Source organism: Kitasatospora sp. NPDC094015 (assembly GCF_040304075.1).
GTDB lineage: Bacteria > Actinomycetota > Actinomycetes > Streptomycetales > Streptomycetaceae > Kitasatospora.
This window is the reverse complement of the sequence record NZ_JBEOUL010000004.1, coordinates 346,624-369,453: the sequence shown is the minus strand read 5'-3', so window position 1 is coordinate 369,453 and position 22,830 is coordinate 346,624. Positions and strand designations below refer to the sequence as shown.

Annotated in this window: 26 protein-coding genes, 2 tRNA genes and 1 riboswitch; of the genes, 20 read left to right on the top strand and 8 right to left on the bottom strand. The window is 75.5% G+C overall.

Annotated elements, in window-relative coordinates; genetic code table 11:
- Window positions 1–58 precede the first annotated feature (58 nt).
- The 4 genes from ABT014_RS07940 (at window position 59) to ABT014_RS07925 (ending at window position 3,121) form a co-directional block, all read left to right on the top strand.
- Window positions 59–1,345, top strand: a complete 1,287-nt coding sequence (locus tag ABT014_RS07940; RefSeq protein ID WP_350637775.1) for a PrsW family intramembrane metalloprotease — start codon at window positions 59–61, stop codon at window positions 1,343–1,345.
- A gap of 26 nt (window positions 1,346–1,371) precedes the next feature.
- A tRNA-Met gene (locus tag ABT014_RS07935) sits at window positions 1,372–1,445 on the top strand.
- Window positions 1,446–1,596: 151 nt separating this feature from the next.
- Window positions 1,597–1,670, top strand: a tRNA-Met gene (locus ABT014_RS07930).
- Window positions 1,671–2,086: 416 nt separating this feature from the next.
- On the top strand, window positions 2,087–3,121 hold the full coding sequence (locus ABT014_RS07925) for a hypothetical protein (protein ID WP_350637774.1): 1,035 nt from the start codon (window positions 2,087–2,089) through the stop codon (window positions 3,119–3,121).
- Here the strand turns inward: ABT014_RS07925 and ABT014_RS07920 are convergent.
- Both ABT014_RS07920 and ABT014_RS07915 read right to left on the bottom strand, forming a co-directional pair.
- Window positions 3,051–3,833, bottom strand: a complete 783-nt coding sequence (locus ABT014_RS07920; RefSeq protein WP_350637773.1) for a hypothetical protein — start codon at window positions 3,831–3,833, stop codon at window positions 3,051–3,053. The two genes, ABT014_RS07925 and ABT014_RS07920, sit on opposite strands and share 71 nt — an antisense overlap.
- A gap of 139 nt (window positions 3,834–3,972) precedes the next feature.
- On the bottom strand, window positions 3,973–4,692 hold the full coding sequence (locus ABT014_RS07915; RefSeq protein ID WP_350637772.1) for a sensor domain-containing protein: 720 nt from the start codon (window positions 4,690–4,692) through the stop codon (window positions 3,973–3,975).
- A 135-nt stretch (window positions 4,693–4,827) separates the two neighbouring features.
- Between ABT014_RS07915 and ABT014_RS07910 the strand changes: the two genes are divergently transcribed.
- On the top strand, window positions 4,828–5,787 hold the full coding sequence (locus ABT014_RS07910) for a hypothetical protein (protein ID WP_350637771.1): 960 nt from the start codon (window positions 4,828–4,830) through the stop codon (window positions 5,785–5,787).
- A gap of 3 nt (window positions 5,788–5,790) precedes the next feature.
- Here ABT014_RS07910 and ABT014_RS07905 read toward each other — a convergent pair whose 3' ends face one another.
- Window positions 5,791–6,639 carry a M23 family metallopeptidase gene (locus ABT014_RS07905; protein ID WP_350637770.1) on the bottom strand — a complete coding sequence of 283 codons (849 nt, stop codon included), beginning with the start codon at window positions 6,637–6,639 and terminating at the stop codon, window positions 5,791–5,793.
- Between the two features lie 12 nt (window positions 6,640–6,651).
- Window positions 6,652–6,796: riboswitch (cyclic di-AMP (ydaO/yuaA leader) on the bottom strand.
- Window positions 6,797–7,030: 234 nt separating this feature from the next.
- On the opposite strand from ABT014_RS07905, the gene ABT014_RS07900 reads away from it, so the two are divergent.
- Entirely contained in the window at window positions 7,031–7,321 is a 291-nt protein-coding gene (locus ABT014_RS07900; RefSeq protein WP_350637769.1) for a YiaA/YiaB family inner membrane protein, read from the top strand.
- A 29-nt stretch (window positions 7,322–7,350) separates the two neighbouring features.
- Here the strand turns inward: ABT014_RS07900 and ABT014_RS07895 are convergent, their stop codons facing one another.
- A complete protein-coding gene (locus ABT014_RS07895; RefSeq protein WP_350637768.1) occupies window positions 7,351–7,563 on the bottom strand; it encodes a tautomerase family protein in 213 nt (70 codons plus the stop codon).
- A 165-nt stretch (window positions 7,564–7,728) separates the two neighbouring features.
- On the opposite strand from ABT014_RS07895, the gene ABT014_RS07890 reads away from it, so the two are divergent.
- The 12 genes from ABT014_RS07890 to ABT014_RS07835 all read left to right on the top strand — a co-directional run bounded on the left by ABT014_RS07890 (window position 7,729) and on the right by ABT014_RS07835 (window position 18,178).
- Entirely contained in the window at window positions 7,729–8,562 is an 834-nt protein-coding gene (locus ABT014_RS07890) for an alpha/beta fold hydrolase (protein WP_350637767.1), read from the top strand.
- Window positions 8,562–9,137: a TetR/AcrR family transcriptional regulator gene (locus tag ABT014_RS07885; protein WP_350637766.1), complete on the top strand. Its 576-nt coding sequence runs from the start codon at window positions 8,562–8,564 to the stop codon at window positions 9,135–9,137. The genes ABT014_RS07890 and ABT014_RS07885 overlap by 1 nt, the downstream gene beginning before the upstream one ends.
- Window positions 9,138–9,181: 44 nt before the next feature.
- A complete protein-coding gene (locus ABT014_RS07880; protein WP_350637765.1) occupies window positions 9,182–9,400 on the top strand; it encodes a hypothetical protein in 219 nt (72 codons plus the stop codon).
- A 338-nt stretch (window positions 9,401–9,738) separates the two neighbouring features.
- Window positions 9,739–9,942 carry a hypothetical protein gene (locus ABT014_RS07875; protein ID WP_350637764.1) on the top strand — a complete coding sequence of 68 codons (204 nt, stop codon included), beginning with the start codon at window positions 9,739–9,741 and terminating at the stop codon, window positions 9,940–9,942.
- Window positions 9,943–10,090: 148 nt separating this feature from the next.
- Complete coding sequence (locus ABT014_RS07870) at window positions 10,091–12,352, top strand: SpoIIE family protein phosphatase (protein ID WP_350637763.1); 2,262 nt, start codon at window positions 10,091–10,093, stop codon at window positions 12,350–12,352.
- 193 nt (window positions 12,353–12,545) lie between these two features.
- Window positions 12,546–14,045: an ATP-binding protein gene (locus ABT014_RS07865; RefSeq protein ID WP_350637807.1), complete on the top strand. Its 1,500-nt coding sequence runs from the start codon at window positions 12,546–12,548 to the stop codon at window positions 14,043–14,045.
- On the top strand, window positions 14,029–14,442 hold the full coding sequence (locus tag ABT014_RS07860; protein WP_350637762.1) for a roadblock/LC7 domain-containing protein: 414 nt from the start codon (window positions 14,029–14,031) through the stop codon (window positions 14,440–14,442). Before ABT014_RS07865 ends, ABT014_RS07860 begins: the two co-directional genes overlap by 17 nt.
- Window positions 14,439–14,795, top strand: coding sequence for a DUF742 domain-containing protein (locus ABT014_RS07855; RefSeq protein WP_350637761.1), 357 nt, complete (start codon window positions 14,439–14,441; stop codon window positions 14,793–14,795). The genes ABT014_RS07860 and ABT014_RS07855 overlap by 4 nt, the downstream gene beginning before the upstream one ends.
- Window positions 14,773–15,396, top strand: coding sequence for a GTP-binding protein (locus ABT014_RS07850; protein ID WP_350637760.1), 624 nt, complete (start codon window positions 14,773–14,775; stop codon window positions 15,394–15,396). The genes ABT014_RS07855 and ABT014_RS07850 overlap by 23 nt, the downstream gene beginning before the upstream one ends.
- On the top strand, window positions 15,393–16,817 hold the full coding sequence (locus ABT014_RS07845) for a cytochrome P450 (protein ID WP_350637759.1): 1,425 nt from the start codon (window positions 15,393–15,395) through the stop codon (window positions 16,815–16,817). The genes ABT014_RS07850 and ABT014_RS07845 overlap by 4 nt, the downstream gene beginning before the upstream one ends.
- Window positions 16,781–17,893, top strand: a complete 1,113-nt coding sequence (locus tag ABT014_RS07840) for a cytochrome P450 family protein (RefSeq protein ID WP_350637758.1) — start codon at window positions 16,781–16,783, stop codon at window positions 17,891–17,893. Before ABT014_RS07845 ends, ABT014_RS07840 begins: the two co-directional genes overlap by 37 nt.
- Before the next feature lie 54 nt (window positions 17,894–17,947).
- A complete protein-coding gene (locus tag ABT014_RS07835; RefSeq protein ID WP_350637757.1) occupies window positions 17,948–18,178 on the top strand; it encodes a hypothetical protein in 231 nt (76 codons plus the stop codon).
- A gap of 41 nt (window positions 18,179–18,219) precedes the next feature.
- On the opposite strand, the gene ABT014_RS07830 is transcribed toward ABT014_RS07835, so the two are convergent.
- Both ABT014_RS07830 and ABT014_RS07825 read right to left on the bottom strand, forming a co-directional pair.
- Entirely contained in the window at window positions 18,220–19,047 is an 828-nt protein-coding gene (locus ABT014_RS07830; protein WP_350637756.1) for an isocitrate lyase/PEP mutase family protein, read from the bottom strand.
- Between the two features lie 136 nt (window positions 19,048–19,183).
- The gene (locus tag ABT014_RS07825; protein WP_350637755.1) at window positions 19,184–19,693 is read right to left on the bottom strand and encodes a carboxymuconolactone decarboxylase family protein; all 510 of its coding nucleotides are present in this window, start codon (window positions 19,691–19,693) and stop codon (window positions 19,184–19,186) included.
- A gap of 49 nt (window positions 19,694–19,742) precedes the next feature.
- Between ABT014_RS07825 and pdxR the strand changes: the two genes are divergently transcribed.
- Together pdxR and ABT014_RS07815 are read left to right on the top strand one after the other, a co-directional pair.
- Window positions 19,743–21,164, top strand: a complete 1,422-nt coding sequence (gene pdxR / locus ABT014_RS07820; protein WP_350637754.1) for a MocR-like pyridoxine biosynthesis transcription factor PdxR — start codon at window positions 19,743–19,745, stop codon at window positions 21,162–21,164.
- Window positions 21,165–21,285: 121 nt separating this feature from the next.
- A complete protein-coding gene (locus ABT014_RS07815; RefSeq protein WP_350637806.1) occupies window positions 21,286–21,903 on the top strand; it encodes an NADPH-dependent F420 reductase in 618 nt (205 codons plus the stop codon).
- 65 nt (window positions 21,904–21,968) lie between these two features.
- Here the strand turns inward: ABT014_RS07815 and ABT014_RS07810 are convergent, their stop codons facing one another.
- Both ABT014_RS07810 and ABT014_RS07805 read right to left on the bottom strand, forming a co-directional pair.
- Window positions 21,969–22,118 (bottom strand): DUF6126 family protein, encoded by a 150-nt coding sequence (locus ABT014_RS07810; RefSeq protein WP_350637753.1) that lies wholly within the window; start codon window positions 22,116–22,118, stop codon window positions 21,969–21,971.
- A 31-nt stretch (window positions 22,119–22,149) separates the two neighbouring features.
- Entirely contained in the window at window positions 22,150–22,740 is a 591-nt protein-coding gene (locus ABT014_RS07805; protein ID WP_350637752.1) for a helix-turn-helix domain-containing protein, read from the bottom strand.
- Window positions 22,741–22,830 lie beyond the last annotated feature (90 nt).

Sequence of the window (22,830 nt, the reverse complement as noted above, 5' to 3'; positions counted from 1 at the left end):
CGACACGGATAGTCCCGCACTCTCCCGCTGACCGGACCCGGTCCCCTACGCTTTCGGCGTGAGCTGCCCGCCCGGCGGCAGCGCGTCCGCCACGGCCTCCCCCGGCGCCGCCGCGACCGCCACCGCCACCGCCGAGCCGCCCGCGCCGCCCACCGGCACCCGGCACATCCCGGGGCCGCGGCTGCGGCGGGCCCCCGTCACGCTGCCCCGCCCCCCGCTGCCCGCCCTGCTGCCGCAGGCCGTACGGGTGCTGCGCCGGCTCACCTCGCTGCGCCGCCCGGCGGTCCACTCGGCCCTGGCCGCCTGCGCGCTGGCCGCCTGCGGGGTGCTGATCCTGCGCCTGGTGCAGCGGCAGACCGGCACCACCGGGCTGCTGGTCGGCCTCGCGCTGGCGATACTGCCGCTCCCGTTCGTGCTGGGCTCGCTGGCCTGGCTGAACCGGACCGCCCGGGTGCCGCTGCGGCACGTCCTGTTCTGCCTGGGCTGGGGCGCCTGCGCGGCCACCACCGTGGCGATCATGGCCAACGGCTGGGCCAGCGACTTCCTGATCGCCCACCAGGGCCCGGTGCGCGGGGAGACCCTGGTCGCCGAGTTCGCCACCCCGCTGATCGAGGAGAGCGCCAAGGCGGCGGCACTGCTGCTGCTCCTGCTGCCGTTCCACCGGCGGCTGCGCTGCCGCACCGAGCGGACCTGCGCGCTGCTGGCCCGGCCGTTCTCCGCGATCCGGCCGGACGGGACGGCGCGGCCCGGCGCCGGGCCGCGCCGGGCCAGGGCCAGGCTGCGGCCGCTGCCGTACTTCCGTCCGGCCCCGCCCGGACGGCGGGCCCGCTCCAGCCCGCGCACGCTGGCCGCGGGCACCGTCCTCGGCTCGATCACCGCCTGCGGGTTCGCCTTCACCGAGAACGCGCTCTACCTCGGCCGCGCGTTCACCGACGACCAGCAGGCCCGGCTGGACTCGATCGGCCTCGGCGGGACCCCGAGCCTGCGCGACTTCGACAGCACCGTGCACACCTTCGTGCTGCGCGGACTGCTCTCCCCGTTCGCCCACCCGCTGTTCACCGCCCTCACCGGGCTGGGCATCGCGGTCGCGCTGACCACCGCCCGCCGCTGGCCCGCCCGGCTGGCGGCGCCCGGCGGCCTGCTGCTGGCGATCACCCTGCACGGCAGCTGGAACGCGGCGGCCGGGCTCGGCACGGACGGCTTCCTGCTGGTGTACGCGCTGGTGATGGTGCCCTGCTTCGCGGCGCTGGTGTGCTTCGCCGTCTGGGCCAGGACCAGGGCCTCCCGGCAGCCCGTCCGGCCGGTGGCCGCCCCCGGCCCGGAAACCGATTTCCCTTCCGCTTGAGGGTCCCGTAGGGTGGGGTTCACCGACGCGGGGTGGAGCAGCTCGGTAGCTCGCTGGGCTCATAACCCAGAGGTCGCAGGTTCAAATCCTGTCCCCGCTACTCAGTAGCACGAAGGCCCGGCAGACCCAGTCTGCCGGGCCTTCGCCGTTCCCGACCGCCGCTTCCTCCGGTGGCGACGGCGGGTGGCCACGGCGGGTGGCGGAACGGATTTCCCTTCCGGGCCGCACTCCCGTACTGTCAGGTTCACCGACGCGGGGTGGAGCAGCTCGGTAGCTCGCTGGGCTCATAACCCAGAGGTCGCAGGTTCAAATCCTGTCCCCGCTACTGAGTAGCACGAAGGCCCGGCAGACCCAGTCCGCCGGGCCTTCGCCGTTCCCCGCTTAAATCCGTTGCCCTCCTCGCGGGTGCGTGCCTACAGTGGCGGCACACTGAAAGGAGGTGATCCTGAGTTGAGTACCCCCAGGATGCGTGAGGTGGCTGCTCGCTAGAGCCGCCCCTGCCAGTCGCAGGACGAGGCCGTACGGCCTCCGGCGGCAGGCGTAGACCCAAGCAGTCACCCGGCCCGTGGGCTCACCGGATACATCCCCGGTGCCTCGGCCGCCGGACCCTTCGGGGCCCGGCGACGAGGAGAGCGCCCACGGGCCGTCTGCATGCCCGGCCCCGGTCCGCGGCCGCGGTCCGGCCGGAACGGCGATCCGCTACAGTCGCAGCGACCTGACGGGCCGTGAGGGGTGGACTCGGTGGAGCTGGAACGCGGTGGCGAGCCGGTGCCGGCGGTGAAGTTCGGACTGGGCGGGGTGCTGGGCGCCGGGGTGCTGGGCCTGGTGCTGTTCGCCGCGGCCTCCGCGCACCGGGCGGCGACCCTCGGCGGCGGGCTGATGGTGGCGGCCACCTTCGCGGTGACCGGCGGGCTGCTGGGGTTCCTGTTCGGCGTGCCCAAGCTGCTGACCAGCGGCGCGGCCGCGCACCCGGCGGACCCATCGGCCACCTCGACCGCCAGTTACGCGCCCAACACCAACCTGGAGCAGGTCTCCGACTGGCTGACCAAGATCCTGCTCGGCGCCGGGCTGACCCAGATCGGCACCCTCCCCGAACGGCTGCGGGAGCTGGGCCGGGCGCTCGCCCCGGTGGTCGGCGGCGGCCCCGGGTCGGCGGGATTCGCGGCGGCGCTCGGGGTGTACTTCACCGTGGTGGGCTTCCTGTCCGGCTGGCTGCTCACCCGGCTGCTGCTGGCCCGGGCGCTCTCCGACGCCGACCGGCAGACCCTGGCCGACTCGGTGAACCAGACCGTGATCGCCGCTCCCGGCCTCGGTTTCGGCCCGGAGCAGGTCCGGGCACTGTTCGAGACCGGGGCGGAGGGGTTGCGGGTGCAGGCGCTGGCCCTGCTGCAGGGCGCCCCGGACGCCCGCAACCTGGACCTGATCGTGACCGCGATCGACCGCCACCTGTCGGCCTTCGAACTGCTCCAGGCGCTGCTGGCGGCCCGGGCCGCGATCGACCTGCCCGACCTGACCGCGGAGCAGCGCGCCGCGCTGGGCGAGGCCGTGCGCTACAAGATGAACAACTCCCGCACCGTGCCGCCGTACTCGCGGCGCCGCTCGGTGGCGGAGGACCTGCTGAAGCGGCTGCCGGCCGCTCCGGCCGTCACCGCGCTGCCGGTCACCGCAGCGCCGGTCACCACGCCGCCCGTCACCGCAGCGCCGGTCACCGCGCCGGCCGATCCCCCCGCCGCGGGCCCGTCCGGGCCGGATCCCTCGGTTCCCGGCCCGCGCTGAGCCCGGGGGCGCCGGCGCCGGTCCGGGCGGCCCGGCGGCGGTGGTCCGCCGCCCGCAGCACCAGCACCCGGTGACCGGTCGGACGCCCGTAGCGCCGCACCTCGCTGGCGACCTGGCGCCGGCCGAGCTCGGCGCGCAGCTCGTCCAGCCACGGGTAGCGGGTGCCGGTGCCGTCGTGCAGCGGGTGGATCCGCACCTCGCCGGCCGGGTCGGTGACCCGGACCAGTTCGAGCAGTGCGGCCAGCTGCTGCCGCGGCTCGAACAGGTCGGGGTAGGCGAACAGCAGGTAGCTGCTCAGCGTGAGCGCGAAAGTACCGTCCGCGAAGGGGAGTTGCGGGAGGGCGGCGGCCACGTAGCGCTCCGGGTGGGCGGCCGCGTCGGCGGCGAACAGCCGGCGGGCCCGGTCCCAGCTGCGCAGGTAGCGCTCCGCCCGGAGGTGCCGGGGCAGGTGGCGCGCCGGGTCGGCCGCGATCGCGGCGGCCATCACCTCCCGTCCGGCGCGGGCCCGGGCGGCCAGTTCCCGCGGCGGTACGGCGTAGCCGGGGTCGGCCGCGATCGCCCGGCAGCCGAGCGTGCGGGCCTCGGCGACCAGGCCGGCGGCGCCGCCCGGGCAGTCCAGCACCGGGCCGGGGACGGCGCCCAGTTCGGCGCGGGTGAGGCCGAACAGTCCGCAGTACTCGTCCAGCGGGCGGGAGGTGACCAGTACGGACATGGCGGCGGGCTCCTGGCTCGGGCGAGCGGGCCGTTCCAGCCGATCACGGGCCGGGCCTGGCCGCCCGCCGGGGGCCGCCGAACGGCGCCGGGCAGGGCTCCGGGCCCGGCCCGGCGGGATCAGCCCGCGCCGAGCGGGGTCAGCGGGCGCCGAGCAGGCCGCGCACGGCCAGCCGGTGCACGGCGGCCAGCCCGTGGACGATCTTCGGGGTGAGCAGCACCAGGACGATGCCGATCAGCGAGACCCCGGCGATCTGGAGCGGCGAGGTGATGTAGTACGTGTGGTAGTCGCCCTTGCTGCCGGTGTACTCGAAGAGCCGGTAGCCCGGCCAGTCCAGGTAGCGCTTGAAGACCCAGTGGTAGAGCGGGTAGAGCGCGACCACCCAGCCGACCACCAGGAACACCACGGTGATCACGAAGCTGGCGACCGCCCAGGGGAACATCAGCACCTGGTAGAGGGCGGCCCGCCAGCCGGCCGGGTCGGCCAGCCGGGCGGTGACCGCGCCCCAGAAGCCCTGGCGGGTGGGCCGCACCGGCGCGGGGGCGGTGACCTCGGTGGCCAGCAGGGTGCGGGTGCGCTCGCGGTCCAGGGCGCCCAGCCCGCGCGCGCCGACCAGCAGCAGGGCCAGCACCGGCAGGCCGACGGCGGTGACCGCGAGGGCGAGGCCGACCGAGAAGAGCGTGACGACGAGGACGAAGCCGACCAGCGCGATCGGGAGTCCGGTGAGCACGAAGCCCACCTCGCGGTAGGTGGTGGCGCTGAACGGCGCCTTCCAGAACGCCGGACGGTGCGTGTCGCGGTAGCCGTACGGGGTGGTGCCGGCAGTCATCTCGTACCCCTTGAAGTCGTCCGTGCTCACGTCCTCCAATCTGCCGCAGTCCGGTTCGGCGGGGTATCCGGTCCGCTGCCGGATCCGGGGTGGGGTTCTCCCCACCCCCGCACGGGCGTTCGCACCGGGGCGGCCGGGCCGGCGGCCACCGGCTACGGTTTGTCCGTGAACGTGCCCGTGAACGACGAAGACCTGCCGCTCATCCCGCCCACCCGGGCCGCCGACCTGCTCGCGGCCGTGGACGGCGGCGACGGCGCCCCGGTGCCCGAGGACGCGCTGCGGACGGTGCTGGCCCTGCTGGAGCTGAGCGGCGCCCGGATGCACGACGGCTTCCCCGAGCTGACCTCGGCGCTGCTGGAGCAACTGCTGTACGAGCGGCTGTACCTGTACGTGCAGCCCGCCGGGGACCCGGCCGGGTACGGGGCGGCGGTGCTGGCGCTGATCGAGCACCAGCGGGGCGCGCGGCGGCTGAACGCGAAGCGGTACGCGCGGCTGCGGGAGGAGGCCGAGTGGCAGGGCGAGGTGCTCTGCGGGCTGCTCCGGCGCTCCGACCTGGTGACCTGGCCCCGGCTGTACGCGCTGCTGCTGCGGGCGGACGGCGTGGACACCGCGGACCTGGACGCGGTGCGGGCCTGGCTGGACGCCTTCCGCGAGCTGCCGGAACCGGACCGGCTGGCGGCGTACGCGGCGGTGCCGGGGCTGGAGCCGGAGGACCGGGACGGCGGCTGGGGGCCGACCCGGCTGCTGATGATCGGGATGGCCACGGACGGCGCGCGGCTGCTGCTGGAGCAGGGCCTGATGCAGCGCAGCTACCGGAACCTGGCCGAACTGACGGCGCTCGGCCGCCCGATGCCGACCGAGCTGGCCGGCGATTTCGAGGGGTTCGAGGCGGCGGTCGTGGTCGAGGCGCTGGAGCTGTACGGGCACTGGACGGTACCCGGGCTGCCGGCCCTGCTGGTCGAGGAGTACCCGGACCTGGCACCGGAGCCGGGCACCGAGGAGATCGAGGCGTACCTGGCCGCGCGGGACGCGGACGAGCAGGGGGAGTACGACGGGCCGGACGGGCCGGACGCGTTCGACGGGCACGACGGCCCGGAGCCGTTCGGCCCCGGGGCGGCGTCCTGAACTCTAGGGCTGGAGACCGTGCGCCCGGAGCCAGCCGAGCGGGTCGACCGGGGCGCCGCCGCCGGGGCGGACCTCCAGGTGCAGGTGCGGGGAGGTGACGTTGCCGGTGGCGCCGACCGCGCCGAGCAGGGTGCCGGGGGCGACCGCGCCGCCGGTCGTGGCGATCCCGGCGAGGTGGCAGTACCAGAGCTCGGTGCCGTCCGGCAGCGTCTGGATGACCCGGTACCCGTAGGCGCCCGACCAGCCGGCCGAGCTCACGGTGCCGGCGGCCACGGCGCCGACCGGGGTGCCGGCCGGGGCGGTGAAGTCGAGGCCGGTGTGCAGGTGGGACCAGAGCGAGCCGGTCTGCCCGGGGTGCGCCGCGCCGAGCGTGTAGCCGGTGACCGGCAGGGTGGGCGCGGTGCCGCCCTGGACGGCGGGGGCCGGCGCGACGGGAGCCGGCGCGGCCTGCTGGGCGGCGCGCTTGGCCTCGGCCTCCTGGGCGGCGGCGAGCCGGGCGCTCTCCTCGACGGAGGTGCCCTGGCCGTCGGCCTGCTGCTGGATCCGGGCGGCGAGGGCCAGGCCCGGGTCGGCCGCGGTGGCGGAGCCGTCCGTCCGGTCGGCGGCCGCGTCGGCAGCGAAGACGGCCGGGGCCGGGGCGGCGTGGGCCTGGGCGGCGGAGGCGAAGCCGGTGGCGCCGAGGGCGGCGGTCATCGCGGTGACGCCGAGCAGCGGGGCTCCGCTGCGGGCCTGACGGGGCATCCGGTGCCGGGAGGCCTCGCCGCCGTGGTCCACCGGGAGGTGCTGGTCGACCGGGTGGTCGAGCAGCTGGGTGCCGGCGGCCGGGGCCTGGAGCGGGTGCGTCGACGCCACTGCGGCGTGCTCCTTTCCTTCCTTCTCGCCGACCGGGTTAGCTGACGGGTTCGGAGCAGGAAGGTCTCCTACGGCCGGGTTTCGGGCCCGGCCGATTCACCCCAAGGAACGTGGTTCCCCGGCTCCCCGGGCCCGCCGGTGAAGGCGTGCCCGCGGATTGAGCGATGGCGCGCGGTGCCGTCTGGGTACGGCGTTGCGTACCGCGCTGCGTTATCGAAAGTTAATCCTATGAGCCCCATGATTCCAAGCGCCTCGGCCGAGACTTTGGCAGCCCACCGGGACACCAGGGACCGCCCGCGCGGATCGGCGGGCCCGGTGGTGACGGACGGTGTCCGGCCGGATGAGTATCCGTACTCATGTGCCCGGCAGGGGAGTTGGAGACCCTTCCGGCATGAGCGCAAAGATGCAGACCAGAACCACGGCCGCCTACTACGCGCAGGCCGTCCTCTCCTTCGCCCTCGCCACCTCGGCCCTCGCGATCGGGATCGCCTACCTCCCGGTCAATTCCTGGATGCGGGGATTCCTCGCGGTCGGCCTGCTCTACGAGATCACCTCGGCCTTCACGCTGGCCAAGGTGATCCGGGACCGGCAGGAGGCGGACGAGCTGACCAGCCGGGTGGACCAGGCCCGGCTGGACAAGCTGCTCGCCGAGCACGACCCGTTCCGGGTGGAGGGAGCCTGACCCCCGCCCGCCGGCCGGGGCGCGGACGCCTACTGCGCGTCGGCGGCGGCCTTCGCCTTCTTCTCGGCGAAGGTCTCGCCGGCGATGGACCAGTGCGTGGCCGGGATCTCCTCGACCGCGACCCAGATCTTCTCCGGGTCCACGCCGGTGACGCCCGCGTAGGCCTCGGTGAGCGCGCGGACGATCTCCGCGGTCTGCTCCTCGCTGCGGCCGGCCAGCTGCTTGACGTTGATGAAGGGCACGACGGCTCCTGCCGCTCGAACGGGCTCTCGGGACTTGCGATCCGCTCGCACGCTACCCCAGGCCCGGCGCGCCCCCTTGACGGCTAAGGCTATTAGCCGTAGCTTAATGGCTACAGGGGCTCGCCGGACCGGCCGGCCACCCGTCGAGGAGCCCAGGAGGCAGCGATGAACAGCACCATCAGCACCCGGTACGTCCCCGTGGCCGGCGGCCGGATCGCCTTCGACGACTCGGCCGACGGCGCCACCACCGCCGCCACCGGCCACCCCGTCGTCCTGCTGCCCGGCATGCTCGACAAGCGCGCCTCCTACCGCCACCTGCGCCCGCTGCTCACCGCCGCCGGCCACCGGGTGATCACCATGGACCTGCGCGGCCTCGGCGAGTCCTCCACCGGCTTCACCGACCACTCCCCGGCCGCGATCGCCGGCGACGTGCTCGCCCTCCTCGACCACCTGGGCATCGAGCGCGCCGTCCTGGTGGGCAACTCCTACACCGGCGCCACCGTGGTCAAGGTGGCCGGCGACCGCCCGGAGCGGGTGGCCGGGATCGTGCTGATCGACGCCTTCGTCGAGAACCTGCCGCCGAACGCCTTCCAGCGCGCCCTGGTCAGGACGCTCGGCAGCGCCGTGCTGCACTTCCCCGCGCTCTGGGGCGCGGCGCAGAAGCTCTACTTCCCGACCGCCCGCCCCGCCGACTTCGACGCGTACCGGGCCGGTCTGGTCGCGATGCTGCGCGAGCCGGGCCGCCGGGAGGCCGTGCGCGGGTACGTCGGGGGCGACTCGGCCCCGGTCGGCTGGACGGCCGCCGTCCGCTGCCCGGCGCTGGTGCTGATGGGCGCCAAGGACCCCGACTTCCCGAAGCCCGAGCTGGTCGCCGACCGGCAGGCCGCCGCGCTGAAGGCCCGTAGGGTGATGATCGACGGCGCCGGCCACTACCCGATGGCGGAGTTCCCGCAGGCCACCGCCGATGCCCTGCTCCCCTTCCTGGACGAGGTCGCCTGATGCCGCGCGTCGGACTCACCCCCGCGGCGGTCGTGGACCACGCCGTGGCCCTGCTCGACGAGCAGGGCGGCGAGGCGCTCACCCTCGCCGCCGTGGCAGCCCGCGCCAAGGTCGCCACCCCCTCGCTCTACAAGCACGTCCCCGGCGGTCTGGCCGAACTGCGGCGTCTGATCGCCCTGCGGGTCACCGAGGAGCTGGCCGACCGGCTCACCGCCGCGGTGCTCGGCCTCAGCACGGACGAGGCGGTGGCGGCGCTGCTGTCGGCGTACCTGGAGTACGCCTTGCAGCACCCGGAGCGGTACGCGGCGCTGCCGCAGTCCCCCAGCCCGGCCGATGCGGAGCTGGCGGCGGCCGGCGGGCGGCTGGTCGAGGTGATCATGGCGGTGCTGCGCGGCTACGGGCTGACCGGGTCGGAGGCGGTGCACGCGACCCGGACCGTCCGGGCGGTGGCGCACGGCTTCGCCTCGCTGACCACCGGCGGGGGCTTCCGGCTCGCGGAGGACCTGACGGTCACCCGGCAGCGGCTGACCGGGGTGCTGACCGAAGGGCTGCGCACCTGGCCGGCGCCGAGCTGACGTCCACCCGTGTCCTGCCGGTCCCGGCCGGCGTTGGACAGGGTATGAAGAAGCGCAGCATGCTCGCCGTCGCCTCCCTCGCCGTCGGTGTGGTGGCCTCCTTGACCGCTCCGAGCGCCCACGCGGCCCCCGCGGGCGACCGCGGCCTGACGCCCGACGCCGTCACCGCCCCCGACGTCCCGGTCGACCTGCTCGGCACGGTCTCCGGCGGCAGCCCCGACCTGGACGGCCTGAACGCCCTGCCGGGGCAGCTCCCCGCCTGATCCGCCGCACCGCACCCGCACTCCACGAGGGCCCGCTCCATCGGGGCCGCCCTCCGCACGGGCCACCCGGGCCACCGGGTGGCCCTCGTGCTGCCCGGCCCCGGGCCCCTCCCCGCCCCGGCTGCCCTCCTCCGCCTACGCCTGACCGGAGTTGACCGGCCCTTGACCTCGGACGACCGGTCGCCGGTATAGGTTCGGGTGAGTTTCGAGACCGTTCCGTCACAGTCCCCGGGTGACACTGGCTGGTACCCGAACGTCTCCTGCGGCTCGGGGGGAACCGGCCGGTCCGCGCCCGTCCGACGACGGCGCGGCACCGGCATCACGGAGGACGTGGACAGATGACCCAGACCGTGCCGAGCGACCGGACCGCCACCGGGCTCGTCCCCGCCCAGCGCGGCGCCCGCCGCCCGGGACCCGGACACCCGCAGGACACCGTCCGCGGCCACCTCGGCCGCGCGTTCGCGGTCGCCCGGGGCCTGCGCGCGCTGCGCCCCGTCCCGGCCCGCCCGCAGCAGCCGTACGGCGAGTCCGACGGGCAGTAGCCGCCCGCCCCGCCCGCCCCCGCCTGCCGGTGCAGCCGGTCGACCGGCCCGCGCGGCCGTCCGCGCAACCAGCCGGGTCCGCAGGACGTCCATAAGATGTTCACACCAGGCAAGGGCGGTACGACGAGCGGAAGGGCCGGGTAGTCCGATGGACGTCACCCCGTCGCGCCCCGCCACCCGCACCGAACTGCGCTGCGTCCGGCTGCTGCTGCGCTGCACCGGCGCCGCCGAACTGCTCGCCACCGTGCTCGCCGAGGGGCCGACCTGGATCACCGGGGAGGGCTCGGCGCTCTACCTGCTGGACTCCGACGGGATGCTCCGCCTGGCCGCCTCGCACGGCCTGCCCGACTGGGCGCACGAGCGGTACGGCCTGGTCGACCCGGCCGGTGACCTGCCGGCCGCACGGGCCCTGCGCCGCCGCGCGACCGTGCTGCTCGACCCCGAGCGGCCCCACCCCGGCCCCGCAGGCACCGAGCCGGCCGGGAGCGGCGCCGGCAGCGGAGCCGGACGGGTCGCCCTGGCCGTGCTGCCGCTGGTGATGGACGACGCCCCGCTCGGCGTGCTGGCGCTGGCGCTGGCCCACCGCGGCACCGTCCCCCAGCGCGAGATCGAGGCGCTGGAGACCATCGCCGAGGCCTGCGCCCACCGGCTGTCCCACCTGATCGACCACGTCCAGGCCGCCGGGCCGGCGCCCGAGGGCATCCGGACCGAGCCGTACCGGGGCGAGGTTCCGCTGCTGTCGCTGGCCGTCCGGGCGGCCGGGGCGGGCGCCTTCGAACGCGACCTGGTCACCGGGGAGACCGCCTGGGACCGCCGGGCCTACCAGGTGCTCGGGCTGGCCCCGCCGACCGACCGCGGGACCCTGCCGGCCCCCGACCTGAGCCTGGTCGTCCACCCCGAGGACCTCCCCGACCTCCAGGCCGGCATCGCCGACGCGCTGGCGGCGGGCGGCCCGTACCGGCTCGGCTACCGGGTGGTGCGCGCCGACGGGAGCACCGTGCGGGTGGAGGAGTCGGGGGAGGTGATGCTCGACGGGCACGGGCGCCCGGCGCGGATCGCCGGCCTGCTGACCGACCGGGACCGGCCGGAGCCGACCGGCCCCACGCCCTCCGGAGCCGCGCCCCCGGAAGCCGGGCTCTCGGCAGCCGACCGCTCCGAAGCCGGGCGTTCCGGGGCCGAGGCCCGGACCACCCTGCTGCTCCAGCTCACCCGGGCGCTCTCCCGGGCGATCACCGTCCGGGACGTGACCACCGCGCTGACCGAGGTCGCCGGGCCCGCGCTCGGCGCCACCGGCGTGGTGCTGGACGTGGTCGACGAGGGCCGGCTGCTGCCGGTGTCCCCCACCGTCTTCGGCGGCCCGTACCGCGGCGAGCTGAACCGGTTGACCGACCTGTCGGCCGGCGTCACGGAGCAGGCGCCGGCGCGGGCCACCCCGCTGTTCAGCGAGCCGCAGCAGCCCCGGCCCGGCGGGCGCGGGCCCGACCCCTCCGCCTGGGCGGTGCTGCCGCTGGTCGCCTCCGGACGGCAGGTCGGCTCCTGCCTGATCACCTTCGACACCGACCGGGCGTTCGGCCGCGAGGACCGCACGATGTACTCGGCGTTCGCCGGCATCCTCGCCCAGTCGCTGGAGCGGGCCCGGCTCTACGACATCCACCACCACCGCGCCACCGAGCTGCAGCGCGCGATGCTGCCGCGCACCCTGCCGCGGGTGGCCGGGCTCCGCTCCGCCGCCCGCTACCTCCCCGGCACCGAGGGCATGCAGATCGGCGGTGACTGGTACGACCTGCTGCGGCTGCCGCACGGCCGGCTCGGCCTGGTGATCGGCGACGTCCAGGGCCACAACGCCGAGGCCAGCGCGGTGATGGGGCAGCTGCGCAGCGGCCTGCGCGCGTACGCCACCGACGGGCACGGGCCGGCCGCCACGCTGGCGCGGACCAGCCGGCTACTGGCCGAGCTGGACACCGAACTGTTCGCTACCTGCCTGTACCTGACCCTGGACCCGGCCACCGGCGCGCTGCACGGTGCCCGGGCCGGCCATCCGCAGCCGGTCCGGATCACCGGCGGCCGGGCGGCCGAACTGGAGCTGCCCGGCGGGCCGCCGCTCGGCGTCGACCCGCACTGGGCGTACGAGTCGGCCGGGCACGACCTCGCGGCGGGCGAGACGCTGCTGATCTACACCGACGGGCTGGTCGAGGACCGCGACGAGGACTACGACGACTCGCTGCGGCGGATGCTGGGCAGCCTGGAGCTGTGGGCCCGGCGGGCCGGCGACGCGGGCTCCGGCGAGGCCTCCCCGGACCTGGAGCGGCTCGCCGAACTGCTCACCCTGACCGTGACGGAGCGCAACTCCCGGCCGGACGACGTCGCCCTGCTCCTGCTGCACCGCGGACCGGGCGGCGCGCAGGAGTAGTTCCGGCTGTCCACGGTCGGGCGACGGGGGAGTGACGGGCGGATGACGGCTGCGCGGCGACCAGCATCGATGCGCCCACGACAGCATGTTCGGAAATCGTAGAAGCTGTGAAAGTTTGACTGAATCAGTTCAATTGACGATTGATCGGTTCACACGAACATCGGATCATCGCCCTAGAATTCGCCGCGTGACGATGACTCAGTGGTGCGGAGCAGCAGCCGGCGTCCTCGCCGTTCTCGCATGGGTGGCAGCCGCGAGGAACCGGGCCGTCTCCGTCACCCTGCGCGGTCGGCTGGCCGAGCAGGAGCAGGAGCTCGACCGCCTGCGCGCCGCCCTGACCGACGAGTTGACCCGGCGGAGCGCGGAGAACGCCGCCGTCCAGCAGGAGCAGGACCTCAACTCCGCGACCAGACGGGCCTTCCTGAGCGTGGCCCGGCGAATCCTGGTGATGGCGCACGACCAGCAGGCCGGCCTGGACGAGATGGAGCGCACGCACGACGACCCCGCGCTGCTCGACGGGCTGCTCAAGGCCGACCACGCGGCGGCCCAACAGGCCCGCCTGGCCCAGACGCTGGCGGTGCTCTGCGGCGCCCGGGCCGGCCGGCACTGGCCCGAGCCGGTCGCACTGGAGGACGTGGTGCGCGGGGCCCAGTCCCGGATCCTGCCGTTCCAGCGGGTGGTGGTCCGCAGCCGGCTGGAGACCGCCGTGGTCGGCGCGGCCGCCGAGGCGCTGATCCACGCGGTGGCCGAGCTGCTGGACAACGCGACCCGCTACTCGCCGCCCTCCACCCAGGTGTTCGTCACGCTGATGTCGGTGCACAACGGCGCCGTGGTGGAGATCGACGACTGCGGTGTCGGCATGCCCGAGCAGGCGGTGGAGAAGGCCGCCGCCGCGCTCGCCGGCGGCGGCTCGCTGGAGGTCTCCCGACTGGGCGAGGTACCGCAGTTGGGGCTGGCGGCGGTCGGCCGGCTGGCCGAGCAGTACGGCTTCCGGGTCACGCTCAGCTCGGCGCCCTCGCCGTACGGCGGCGTGCGGGTGGTGGTGCTGCTGCCCAACGCGCTGCTGACCGAGCCGCTGCCGACCGTGCTGCCGCCGTCGGCCACCAGCGCGCCGGCCCTGCCGCCGGGGCCGGCCTCGCGGGTCCCGCCGCAGCCCCGGGCCACCGGCGCGGCGGGCCGCCCGGGGGCCGCGCAGCCGGCCCGTACCAAAGGCACCACGAGCACCGCTAGCACCATGAGCACCACGAGTACTGCGAGTACTGCGAACAGCACCAGCCCCACCAACACCGCCAGCACCGCCGGCCCCACCGGCGCCGCGCGCACCGCCGCCACCCCGCCGCCGGCCGGCGAACTCCCCCGGCGGGCCAACCGCCGGGGCACCCGCCCGGCCGAGGCATCGACCGCCGCATCGGCCGAGGCATCGGCCGAGGAGCAGGCGCCGGCCACCGCCGGCGAGCAGGCCACCGCCCCGGTGGCGGCCCGCTGCCCGGACGGGGCCCAGGCCTTCATGGCGATGTTCCAGGCCGGCACCGCGAGCGGCCGCACCGCCGCCCGCGAGGCCCGGACCGCCGACGCCCCCCGGCCGGACGCCCTGCCCGCCGAACCGGCCGAACCGGCCGGGGCCACCCCCGACTCCCCTCAGCTCCCCCAACTCCCCCAGCGCTCCGGAGACTTCGATGACCACCAACCCTGATCTCGGCTGGCTGCTCTCGGACATCGTGGCCGTGCCCGATGTCCGGCACGCCGTCGTGGTGTCCAACGACGGCCTGGAGATCGGCCGCAGCGAGCAGATCGGCCGGGACGACGCCGAACGGCTGGCCGCCGCCTGCTCCGGGCTGCAGTCGCTGGCCCGCGGGGTGGCCCAGGGCTTCGGCGGCCGCGGCAGCAGCACCCGGCAGATCGTGGTCGAGTACGGCGGCGGCTACCTGTTCGTGGTGGCCGCCGGGGCCGGCGCCCACCTGGCGGTGGTGACCGGCGAGGCGGTGGACGCCGGGCTGGTCGCGTACCAGATGCAGGTGCTGGTGGAGCGGATCGGCACCCACCTGACCAGTCCGCCCCGGTTCGAGCAGGCGGCCGGGGACGCCCGGTGAGCGGGCCGGTCCGGCCGTACGTGATCACCGGCGGCCGCAGCCGGCCGGGCCGGCCGGCGCTCGCGATCGAGAGCCTGGTCAGCGCCGTGCCGGCGGCCGCGCTCGACCCGGACCTGCTGGCCGGCGACCGGCTCAACCGGGAGCACCAGCGGATCCTCGCCCTCTGCCGCGACCTGCTGTCGGTGGCCGAGATCGCCGCCCACCTCGCCCTGCCGGTGAGCGTGGTGCGGGTGCTCGTCGACGACCTGTGGGACCTGGGCGCCGTCCGGGTCCGCCCGCCCGCGCCGCAGGCCGACCGCCTGCCCACCACACTCCTCGAGGAGGTACTCGTTGGCCTCCGCCAGCTCCGCTGACACCGCGGTCCCGCCCGCCGCTCCGTCCTACCTGCCGGCCACCGTGCAGGGCGCGGTGAAGATCCTGGTCACCGGACCGTTCGGGGTCGGCAAGACCACCCTGGTCGGGGCGCTGAGCGAGATCGCGCCGCTGCGCACCGAGGAGGTGATGACCTCCGCCGGGGCCGAGATCGACGACCTGACCGGCCGCCCGGACAAGACCACCACGACGGTGGCGATGGACTTCGGCCGGATCACGCTCAACCCGCAGCTCGCGCTCTACCTGTTCGGGACGCCCGGGCAGCAGCGGTTCTGGCCGCTGTGGGAGGACCTCTCGCGCGGGGCGCTCGGGGCGATCGCCCTGGTCGACACCCGGCGCCTGGACGAGAGCTTCGACGTGCTCGGGCAGTTGGAGGAGCAGCGGATCCCGTTCGCGGTGGCCGTCAACGTCTTCCCCGACACCCCCGAGCACCCCGAGGACGACCTGCGGGCGGCGCTCGACCTGCTGCCCGAGGTCCCGATCCTGCGCTGCGACGCCCGGGACCGGCAGGCCGCCTACGACGTGCTGATCGACTTCGTGGACCACCTGCTCTCCACCGCCGCCCTGGAGCTCCAGCGATGACGACACCCCAGCCCGAGGCCGCCGTCCCGCCGCCCGGCTGTCCGATGCACCGGGGCGCCGCCGCCGGCCCGGCCGCGCAGCTGTACGGGCCCTCGGTCGCGGACGACCCGCACGGCCTGTACGCACGGCTGCGCGAGCAGCACGGCCCGGTGGCGCCGATCGAGCTGGAGCCGGGGGTGGAGGCCTGGCTGGTGCTGGGCTACGCCGAGCTGCTCGAACTGACCCGCAACGAGGCCCTGTTCTCCAAGGACTCGCGCCGCTGGCGGGTGCCGGCCGAGGGCCGGCTCAAGCCCGACTCCCGGCTGCTGCCGATGACCTCCTGGCGGCCCACCCTGCTCAGCCTGGACGGTGCCGAGCACCAGCGGCTGCGCGGCGCGGTGGCGCAGACCCTGGGCCGGATCGACCAGCGGCAGCTGCGCGAGACCACCGAGGCGGCGGCCAACGCGCTGATCGACAGCTGGGGCCCGGACGGCACCGCCGACCTGATCGCCCAGTACGCGCGCCGGCTGCCGCTCCTGGTCTTCACCCAACTGCTCGGCCTGCCGGCCGAGACGGGGCCGCACCTGATCGAGCTGATCAGCCACTTCGTGGACAGCAGCGAGAAGTCGATCCGGGCCAACGCCGAGTTCCAGTCGATCCTGACCGACCTGGTCCGGCGCAGCCGGGCCGAGCCGGGCGCGGACCTCACCTCCTGGCTGCTGGCCCACAAGGCGCAGCTGACCGACGAGGAGGCGCTGCACCACCTGGTGGTGATCCTGGTCGCGGGGAACGAGACCACGATCAACTGGACCGGCAACACGCTGCGCCTGCTGCTCACCGACCGCCGGTTCCGCTCGACCCTGACCGGCGGGCGGCTGACCGTGGCGGACGCGCTGGAGGAGGTGCTGTGGCGGGATCCGCCGACGCAGAACTTCCCGGGCCGCTGGGCCACCGGTGACACCGTGCTCGGCGGCCAGTACATCAGCGCCGGGGACATGCTGGTGCTCGGGCTGGCGGGTGCCAACGCCGATCCGGCGGTGCACGCCGGGGACGGCATCGCGGGCAACCGGGCGCACCTGGCCTGGGGTGCGGGCCGGCACGTCTGCCCGGCGCAGCAGCCGGCCCGGCTGATCGTCGAGACCGCGCTGGAGACGCTGCTGCACCGACTGCCCGATCTTCAACTGGCTGTGCCCGCACACGAGTTGACCTGGCGGCAGTCCCCGTGGTCGCGGGCGCTGGTCTCGCTGCCGGTGCTGTACAGCGCCTTCACCCCGCCCCGTAGCCCCGCTCCCGAAAGGCCGTCATGGACACCTCCGACACCCTCGCCCCGGTCCGACTCGACGCCTTCGGAGGGGACCAGCACGGGGAGAACAGCCGACTCCGGGCGGCAGGCCCTGCGGTCCTGGTGGAACTCCCTGGCGGGGTGGTGGTCTGGGCGGTAACCCACCACGACACGTTGCAGGAGCTGCTGGCCGATCCCCGGGTGGGCAAGAACCCGCAGCTGTGGAACACCTTCCGGGAGGGGCGGCTGCCCGAGGGCTGGCCGCTGCTGAACTTCGTCACCGTGCCCGGCATGATCACCGTGGACGGCGCGGACCACCGGCGGCTGCGCTCGCTGGTCACCCAGGCCTTCACCCCGCGCCGGATCGCCGAGCTGGCGCCGGCGATCGAGGCCCGCAGCAACCGGCTGCTGGACGCGGTGGCCGCCCTGGAGGGCGCGTTCGACCTGCGCGAGCACTTCGCGTACCCGCTGCCGATGCAGGTGATCGGCGAGCTGCTCGGCCTCGCGGTGGAGCAGCAGCACCAGTTGCACGAGCTGTCGGACACGCTGGTCAGCAGCTCGGCGACGCCCGAGGCGGCGATCGCGGCCCAGCAGGGGCTGTTCGCGCTGCTGGCCTCGGTGGTGGCCGCCAAGCGGGCCGAGCCGGGCGACGACCTGACCACCGACCTGATCGCGGCCCGCGAGGCGGACGACCGGCTGACCGAGCAGGAGCTGGTCGGCACGCTGCTGCTGATGCTGGTGGCCGGGCACGAGACCACGCTCAACCTGATCACCAACGCGGTGCGCGCCCTGCTGGCCGAGCCGGAGCAGCTGGCGCTGGTGCGCTCGGGCGCGGTGCCGTGGTCGGCGGTGGTCGAGGAGACGCTGCGCTACGACTCCCCGGTGGGGCAGTTCCCGCTGCGGTACGCGGTGGAGGACATCGAGGTGGGGTCGGTGGTGATCCGCCGCGGGGAGGCGCTGCTGGCCTCGTACGCGGCGGCCGGCCGGGACGAGGGCCACTACCCGGACGCGGACCGCTTCGACCTGACCCGGCAGCCGGTCAAGCACCTGTCGCTGGGCCACGGTCCGCACTTCTGCCTCGGGGCGGGGCTGGCCCGGATGGAGGCGGAGACGGCGCTGCGCGGGCTGTTCACCCGCTTCCCGGGGCTGGCCCTCGCGCAGGACGGGCCGGCGCCGGAGCCGATCGCCTCGTTCGTCAGCAACAGCGTGCGGACGCTGCACGTGCGGACCGGCTGAGGCACCGGGGGCGGCGGGGAGCAACCATCCGGGGCGGGGCTCGTTGGGGAGGGCATGAGAGAGATCCCGGTCCTTGCCGCCCTGTCCCTCGCCGCGCTCGCCGCGGCCGCCGCCCCCGCGCAGGCGGAGCAGGTCCGCGACTACGCGCAGGGGGCGACGGCGGGCGAGGTGTGCCACCAGGAGCTCGCGCAGTACCCGGTGGTGGGGCCGGCCGCCGAGCGCACCACCGGCGTCTGCGGGACCCTCGGGCGGGTGCTGGACCGGCCTGCGGTGTCGGTGAACTGAACCGGCGGTGTCGGTGAACCGACGCCTCCGGCCGGCCCGGCTCAGTCCTCGAACAGGGCGTTCATCTCGTCGAAGCCGAGGCCGTCCGCCAGGGCCTGGTAGCCGCCGTCCGTGTACACCTCGCGGGCGGCCCGCCGGACCGCCGCGTACGCGACCTTGGCGAGGCCGGGGCCGAGGCTGATCCGGGCGACGCCGAGGGCGCCGAACTCGGCGACGGTGGGCGCGCCGGGGCCGGCCATCACGTTCAGCGGGACGGGCAGCTCCCGGGCGAGGGTGGCGACGGTCTCCGGGTCGGTGACGCCGGGCACGAAGATGCCGTCGGCGCCCGCCGCGACGAAGGCCCGGGCCCGGTCGAGCGCCGCGTCGAGCCGGCCCTCCGGGTCGCCGACGCCGAGCAGGAACACGTCGGTGCGGGCGTTGAGGAAGAGCCGCACGCCGGCGGTGTCGGCGGCCCGGCGGGCGGCGGCGATCCGCTCGGCCGCGTCGTCCGCCGGCCGCAGCGGGCCGGGGCCGGACCAGCTGTCCTCCAGGTTGACGCCGACGGCGCCGGTGGCGAGCAGTTCGGTGACGGTCTCGGCGACGCCGTCCGCGGTGTCGGCGAAGCCGTGCTCCAGGTCGGCGGTGACCGGGAGGTCGACGGCGCCCGCGATCAGGGCGGTCTGGGCCAGGGCGCGGGCCCGGTCGAGCCGGTGCCCGTCGGGCACCCCGAGGGTCCAGGAGACGCTGGCGCTGGCGGTGGCGATCGCCGGTGCGCCGGCGCCGGCCACCAGGCGGGCGCCGGCGGCGTCCCAGACGTTGGCCAGCACCAGCGGTGTGCCGGGGCGGTGCAGGGAGTGCAGGAGTTCGGCCTTGCGGTGCTGCGTGGTCATGGGTGACAGCCTGTCGCTCGCGGGGATCGCCGTCCGGCGGGAATCGGACCTGGACGTCCGGCGGGGCCCCGGGTCGTACCGGGGCCCAGCCGGGCGGGGTGGGACGGGGTGGTCCGGCGCGGGGCCGGGCGCGGGCTCAGGCCTGGCGCGGGGCCGGGCTCAGCCGGGTGGCGATGGCGATCCGGTTCCAGGAGTTGATGGCGATGATCAGCGCGATCAGCTGGGCCAGCTCCGGCTGGTCGAACTGCTTGGCGGCCTCGTCGTAGACCGCGTCCGGCACGTGCCCCTCGGTGACCAGGGTGACGGCCTCGGTGAGGGCCAGTGCGGCCCGCTCGCGGGCGGTGAACCACGGGGCCTCGCGCCACGCGGAGAGCGAGTACAGCCGGTGCTCCTGCTCGCCGATCTTGCGGGCGTCCGTGGTGTGCATGTCCAGGCAGAACGCGCAGCCGTTGATCTGCGAGGCCCGGGTCTTCACCAGCTCCGCGACGATCGGGTCGACGCCCTGGGCGGCGGCCCGGTCCAGCTTGATCATCGCGCGGTAGAACTCGGCGGCCTGCTCGGGCAGCGAGATGCGCTGGACGGGGGCCGGGACATGGGCATCGGCGCTGGTGGCGGCGGTGGCGGTGGCGTTCTGGTTCGTCGTCATGGCTCCACCCTAGGTGTCGGATGGCCCGGTGCTGTGGTTCATTTGGCCCATGGAATCCTGGGCCACTTTCGGTGGCGACCTGCACCTCGACCTGACCGCCGGGCGGTCCCGGGGGCTCGGCCTGCGGGCCGCCCTGGAGGACGCGCTGCGCTCGGCCGTCCGGGACGGCCGGCTGGCCCCCGGCACCCGGCTGCTCTCCTCCCGGGCGCTGGCGGCCGACCTGGGGATCGCCCGCAACACCGTGGCGGAGGCGTACACCCAGCTCAGCGCGGAGGGCTGGCTGACCTCGCGGCAGGGGTCCGGCACGGTGGTGGCCGAGCGCGGCGCCCCGCAGCCGTCCGCGCCGCCGCCCGGCGTCCGGCCCGAACCGGCGGTGCGGCACAACCTGATGCCGGGCAGCCCCGACCTGTCGCGCTTCCCGCGCTCCGCCTGGCTGGCCGCGACCCGGCGGGCGCTGGCCACCGCGCCGCACGAGGCGTTCGGGCTCGGTGACCCGCGCGGCCGGATCGAGCTGCGCCGGGCCCTGTCGGACTACCTGGCCCGGGTCCGCGGCGTGCGCACCGACCCGGAACGGCTGCTGGTCTGCTCCGGGTACACCCAGGGCCTCGGCCTGGTCTGCCGGGCCCTGCACGAGCAGGGCGTGCGGACCCTGGCGGTCGAGGAGTACGGGCTGCCGCCGCAGCGCGCGGTGGTCGACGCGGTCGGCCTGGCCACCGTGCCGCTGCCGCTGGACGAGGGCGGCGCCCGGACGGAGGCGCTGCTCGGCTCGGCGGCGGGCGCGGCCGTGCTCACCCCGGCCCACCAGTTCCCGACCGGGGTCGCGCTGCGGGCCTCCCGGCGGGCGACGGCGGTGGCCTGGGCCCGGGCCACCGGCGGGGTGCTGATCGAGGACGACTACGACGGCGAGTTCCGCTACGACCGCCAGCCGCTGGGCGCGATGCAGGCACTCGACCCGGAGCGGGTGGTGTACGCGGGGACGGCGGCCAAGAGCCTGGCGCCGGGGCTGCGGCTCGGCTGGCTGGCGCTGCCCGCCGCCCTGGTCGAGCCGGTGATGCGGCAGAAGCGGCTGGCGGACGGGCAGTCGGGCGCCCTGGAGCAGCTCGCCCTGGCAGAGTTGATCACCTCGGGCGACTACGACCGGCACATCCGGCGCAGCCGGCTGCAGTACCGGCGCCGCCGGGACCGCCTGATCGAGGTGCTGGCCGAGCGGGCGCCCGAGGTCCGGGTGACCGGCCTGTCGGCGGGCCTGAACGCCGTCCTGGAGCTGCCGCCGGGCTCCCTGAGCGAGCCCGAACTGCTGCGACAGGCCCAGTGGTTGGGCCTGTCGCTGAGCGTCAAGTCCTGGTGCCGCTCACCCGCCGCGGGCCCGGCACCGGACGCCCCCTCCGCCCTGGTGGTCGGGTACGGGACGCCGTCCGACCGAGCGTTCCCGGCGGCGCTGGACGCGCTGTGCACGCTGGTGGGGCTGTGAGCGGCGGCGCGGGCCGGGTGAGCGGCGGGACGGTGAGCGGCGGGCGGGCGCCGACCTGACAGGCTCGTCCGGCACGGGAATCCCCGCCGAGGCACCGGCCTTGGAACGGATCACGGGCCGGGTGGGCCGGCCCGGGACGAAGGGGACCACCATGACAGTCGCCGTCATCGGCACCGGCAAGATCGGCTCCACCCTGGCCCGCGCGTTCGCCGCCGCGGACCTGGAGACCGTGCTCGGCTCGCGGGATCCGTCGGCCGTCACCGGCGCCCCGGTCAAGGTGGTCACGGTGGCCGAGGCGCTGGCCGGCGCCGACACCGTGGTGTTCGCCCAACCGGGCACCGCCGTCGACGAGTTCCTCGCCGAGCACGGCCCGGCGCTGGACGGCCGGTTGTTCGTCGACGCGGCCAACCGGCTGACCGAGCCGGTCCAGCACAGCGCCGCCCAGGTGGCCGAGCGGGCACCCGGCGCCCGGTACGCCCGGGCATTCAGCAGCCAGGGCGTCGAGGTGTTCGCCGCGCCGGTGATCGGCGGGACGGTCTCGGACCACCTGTTCTCGACCGCCGAGCAGGACCGGGCCGCCGTCGAGGAGCTGATCTCGGCGGTCGGCCTGCGGCCGGTCTACCTCGGCCCGGACCAGTACGAACTGGTGGACCGGGCGCTGTGGATCTGGTTCCGGCTGGCGGTGGCCCAGGGCCACGGGCGGCACTCCGGCTTCCGGCTGCTCACCGACCAGGACTGACCCGGCCCGGCCGCCGAGGACGCCCCGGGAGCCGCGGTCAGCGGTTGCGGTTGCGGTTGCCGCGATCAGCGGTTGCGGTTGCCGATCTCGAAGAGCAGGATCACGAAGCCCGCGAAGGCGTGCGTGGCCGCCATGTAGATGGTGGCGCGGATCCAGACCCGGCGGTCGGTGCGCCGGCCGGCGTCGGTGGTGAGCTCGCTGCTGAGCTTGGACATGGCCTTACCTCTCCGAGGGATTCGGGTGGAGTCAGATCCGGGGCTGGTCGCCGAGGCACAGTTCGCCGGCCGGCGCCTGGAGCAGGGTGTGCAGGAAGAGCAGCTCGACGCCGTCCGGGGAGTCGGCCGCGATGCAGTGCGGGGTGAGCGAGTCGAAGTGGGCACTGTCGCCCTCCGCCAGCAGGTGGACGCTCTCGCCCAGGGTCAGCCGCAGCCGGCCCCGGGTGACGTACAGCCACTCCTCGCCGGGGTGCACCCGCACCACGGCGTCCTGCAGGCTCGGCGGGACCTGGACGTGCAGCGCCTGCATCGCCCGCCCCGGGGCGCCGGCCCGCCGGTAGCCCCAGCCGCCGGCCCGGCCGGGCTCGATGGCGGCGCCGCGGATCACCGGCTCCGGGTCGCCGGGCTGCTCGCCGAGCAGTCCGGCGACGGTGGTCCCGTAGGCACGGGCCAGTCCGAGCAGGACCGGCAGCGAGGGCTGGCGCTGTCCGCTCTCCAGCCGCGACACGTAAGCTGGGGACAGGCCCACCCGGGCGGCGGCCGCCTCCAGGGTGAGCCGGCCGGCCATCCGGTGCTCGCGCAGTCGGGCACCGAGGCCCGCGACCTCCGGGTCTTCTGTCATGCGTCCAGTGCACACCCGGCAGTGCCCCAGAGGCAAGAAACTTGCCTCTCAGGCAAACCGCCTCCCGTCGGGGGTTCGGCGGCTCGGCAG

Excerpts from the sequence above, each read along its gene's own strand:
- ABT014_RS07920 (WP_350637773.1), bottom strand. The coding sequence starts at position 3,833 with ATGTCCGTACTGGTCACCTCCCGCCCGCTGGACGAGTACTGCGGACTG.
- ABT014_RS07900 (WP_350637769.1), top strand. The coding sequence starts at position 7,031 with ATGAGCGCAAAGATGCAGACCAGAACCACGGCCGCCTACTACGCGCAG.
- ABT014_RS07890 (WP_350637767.1), top strand. The coding sequence starts at position 7,729 with ATGAACAGCACCATCAGCACCCGGTACGTCCCCGTGGCCGGCGGCCGG.
- ABT014_RS07885 (WP_350637766.1), top strand. The coding sequence starts at position 8,562 with ATGCCGCGCGTCGGACTCACCCCCGCGGCGGTCGTGGACCACGCCGTG.
- ABT014_RS07880 (WP_350637765.1), top strand. The coding sequence starts at position 9,182 with ATGAAGAAGCGCAGCATGCTCGCCGTCGCCTCCCTCGCCGTCGGTGTG.
- ABT014_RS07875 (WP_350637764.1), top strand. The coding sequence starts at position 9,739 with ATGACCCAGACCGTGCCGAGCGACCGGACCGCCACCGGGCTCGTCCCC.
- ABT014_RS07870 (WP_350637763.1), top strand. The coding sequence starts at position 10,091 with ATGGACGTCACCCCGTCGCGCCCCGCCACCCGCACCGAACTGCGCTGC.
- ABT014_RS07865 (WP_350637807.1), top strand. The coding sequence starts at position 12,546 with ATGACTCAGTGGTGCGGAGCAGCAGCCGGCGTCCTCGCCGTTCTCGCA.
- ABT014_RS07860 (WP_350637762.1), top strand. The coding sequence starts at position 14,029 with ATGACCACCAACCCTGATCTCGGCTGGCTGCTCTCGGACATCGTGGCC.
- ABT014_RS07845 (WP_350637759.1), top strand. The coding sequence starts at position 15,393 with ATGACGACACCCCAGCCCGAGGCCGCCGTCCCGCCGCCCGGCTGTCCG.
- ABT014_RS07835 (WP_350637757.1), top strand. The coding sequence starts at position 17,948 with ATGAGAGAGATCCCGGTCCTTGCCGCCCTGTCCCTCGCCGCGCTCGCC.
- ABT014_RS07830 (WP_350637756.1), bottom strand. The coding sequence starts at position 19,047 with ATGACCACGCAGCACCGCAAGGCCGAACTCCTGCACTCCCTGCACCGC.
- ABT014_RS07825 (WP_350637755.1), bottom strand. The coding sequence starts at position 19,693 with ATGACGACGAACCAGAACGCCACCGCCACCGCCGCCACCAGCGCCGAT.
- pdxR (WP_350637754.1), top strand. The coding sequence starts at position 19,743 with ATGGAATCCTGGGCCACTTTCGGTGGCGACCTGCACCTCGACCTGACC.
- ABT014_RS07810 (WP_350637753.1), bottom strand. The coding sequence starts at position 22,118 with ATGTCCAAGCTCAGCAGCGAGCTCACCACCGACGCCGGCCGGCGCACC.
- ABT014_RS07805 (WP_350637752.1), bottom strand. The coding sequence starts at position 22,740 with ATGACAGAAGACCCGGAGGTCGCGGGCCTCGGTGCCCGACTGCGCGAG.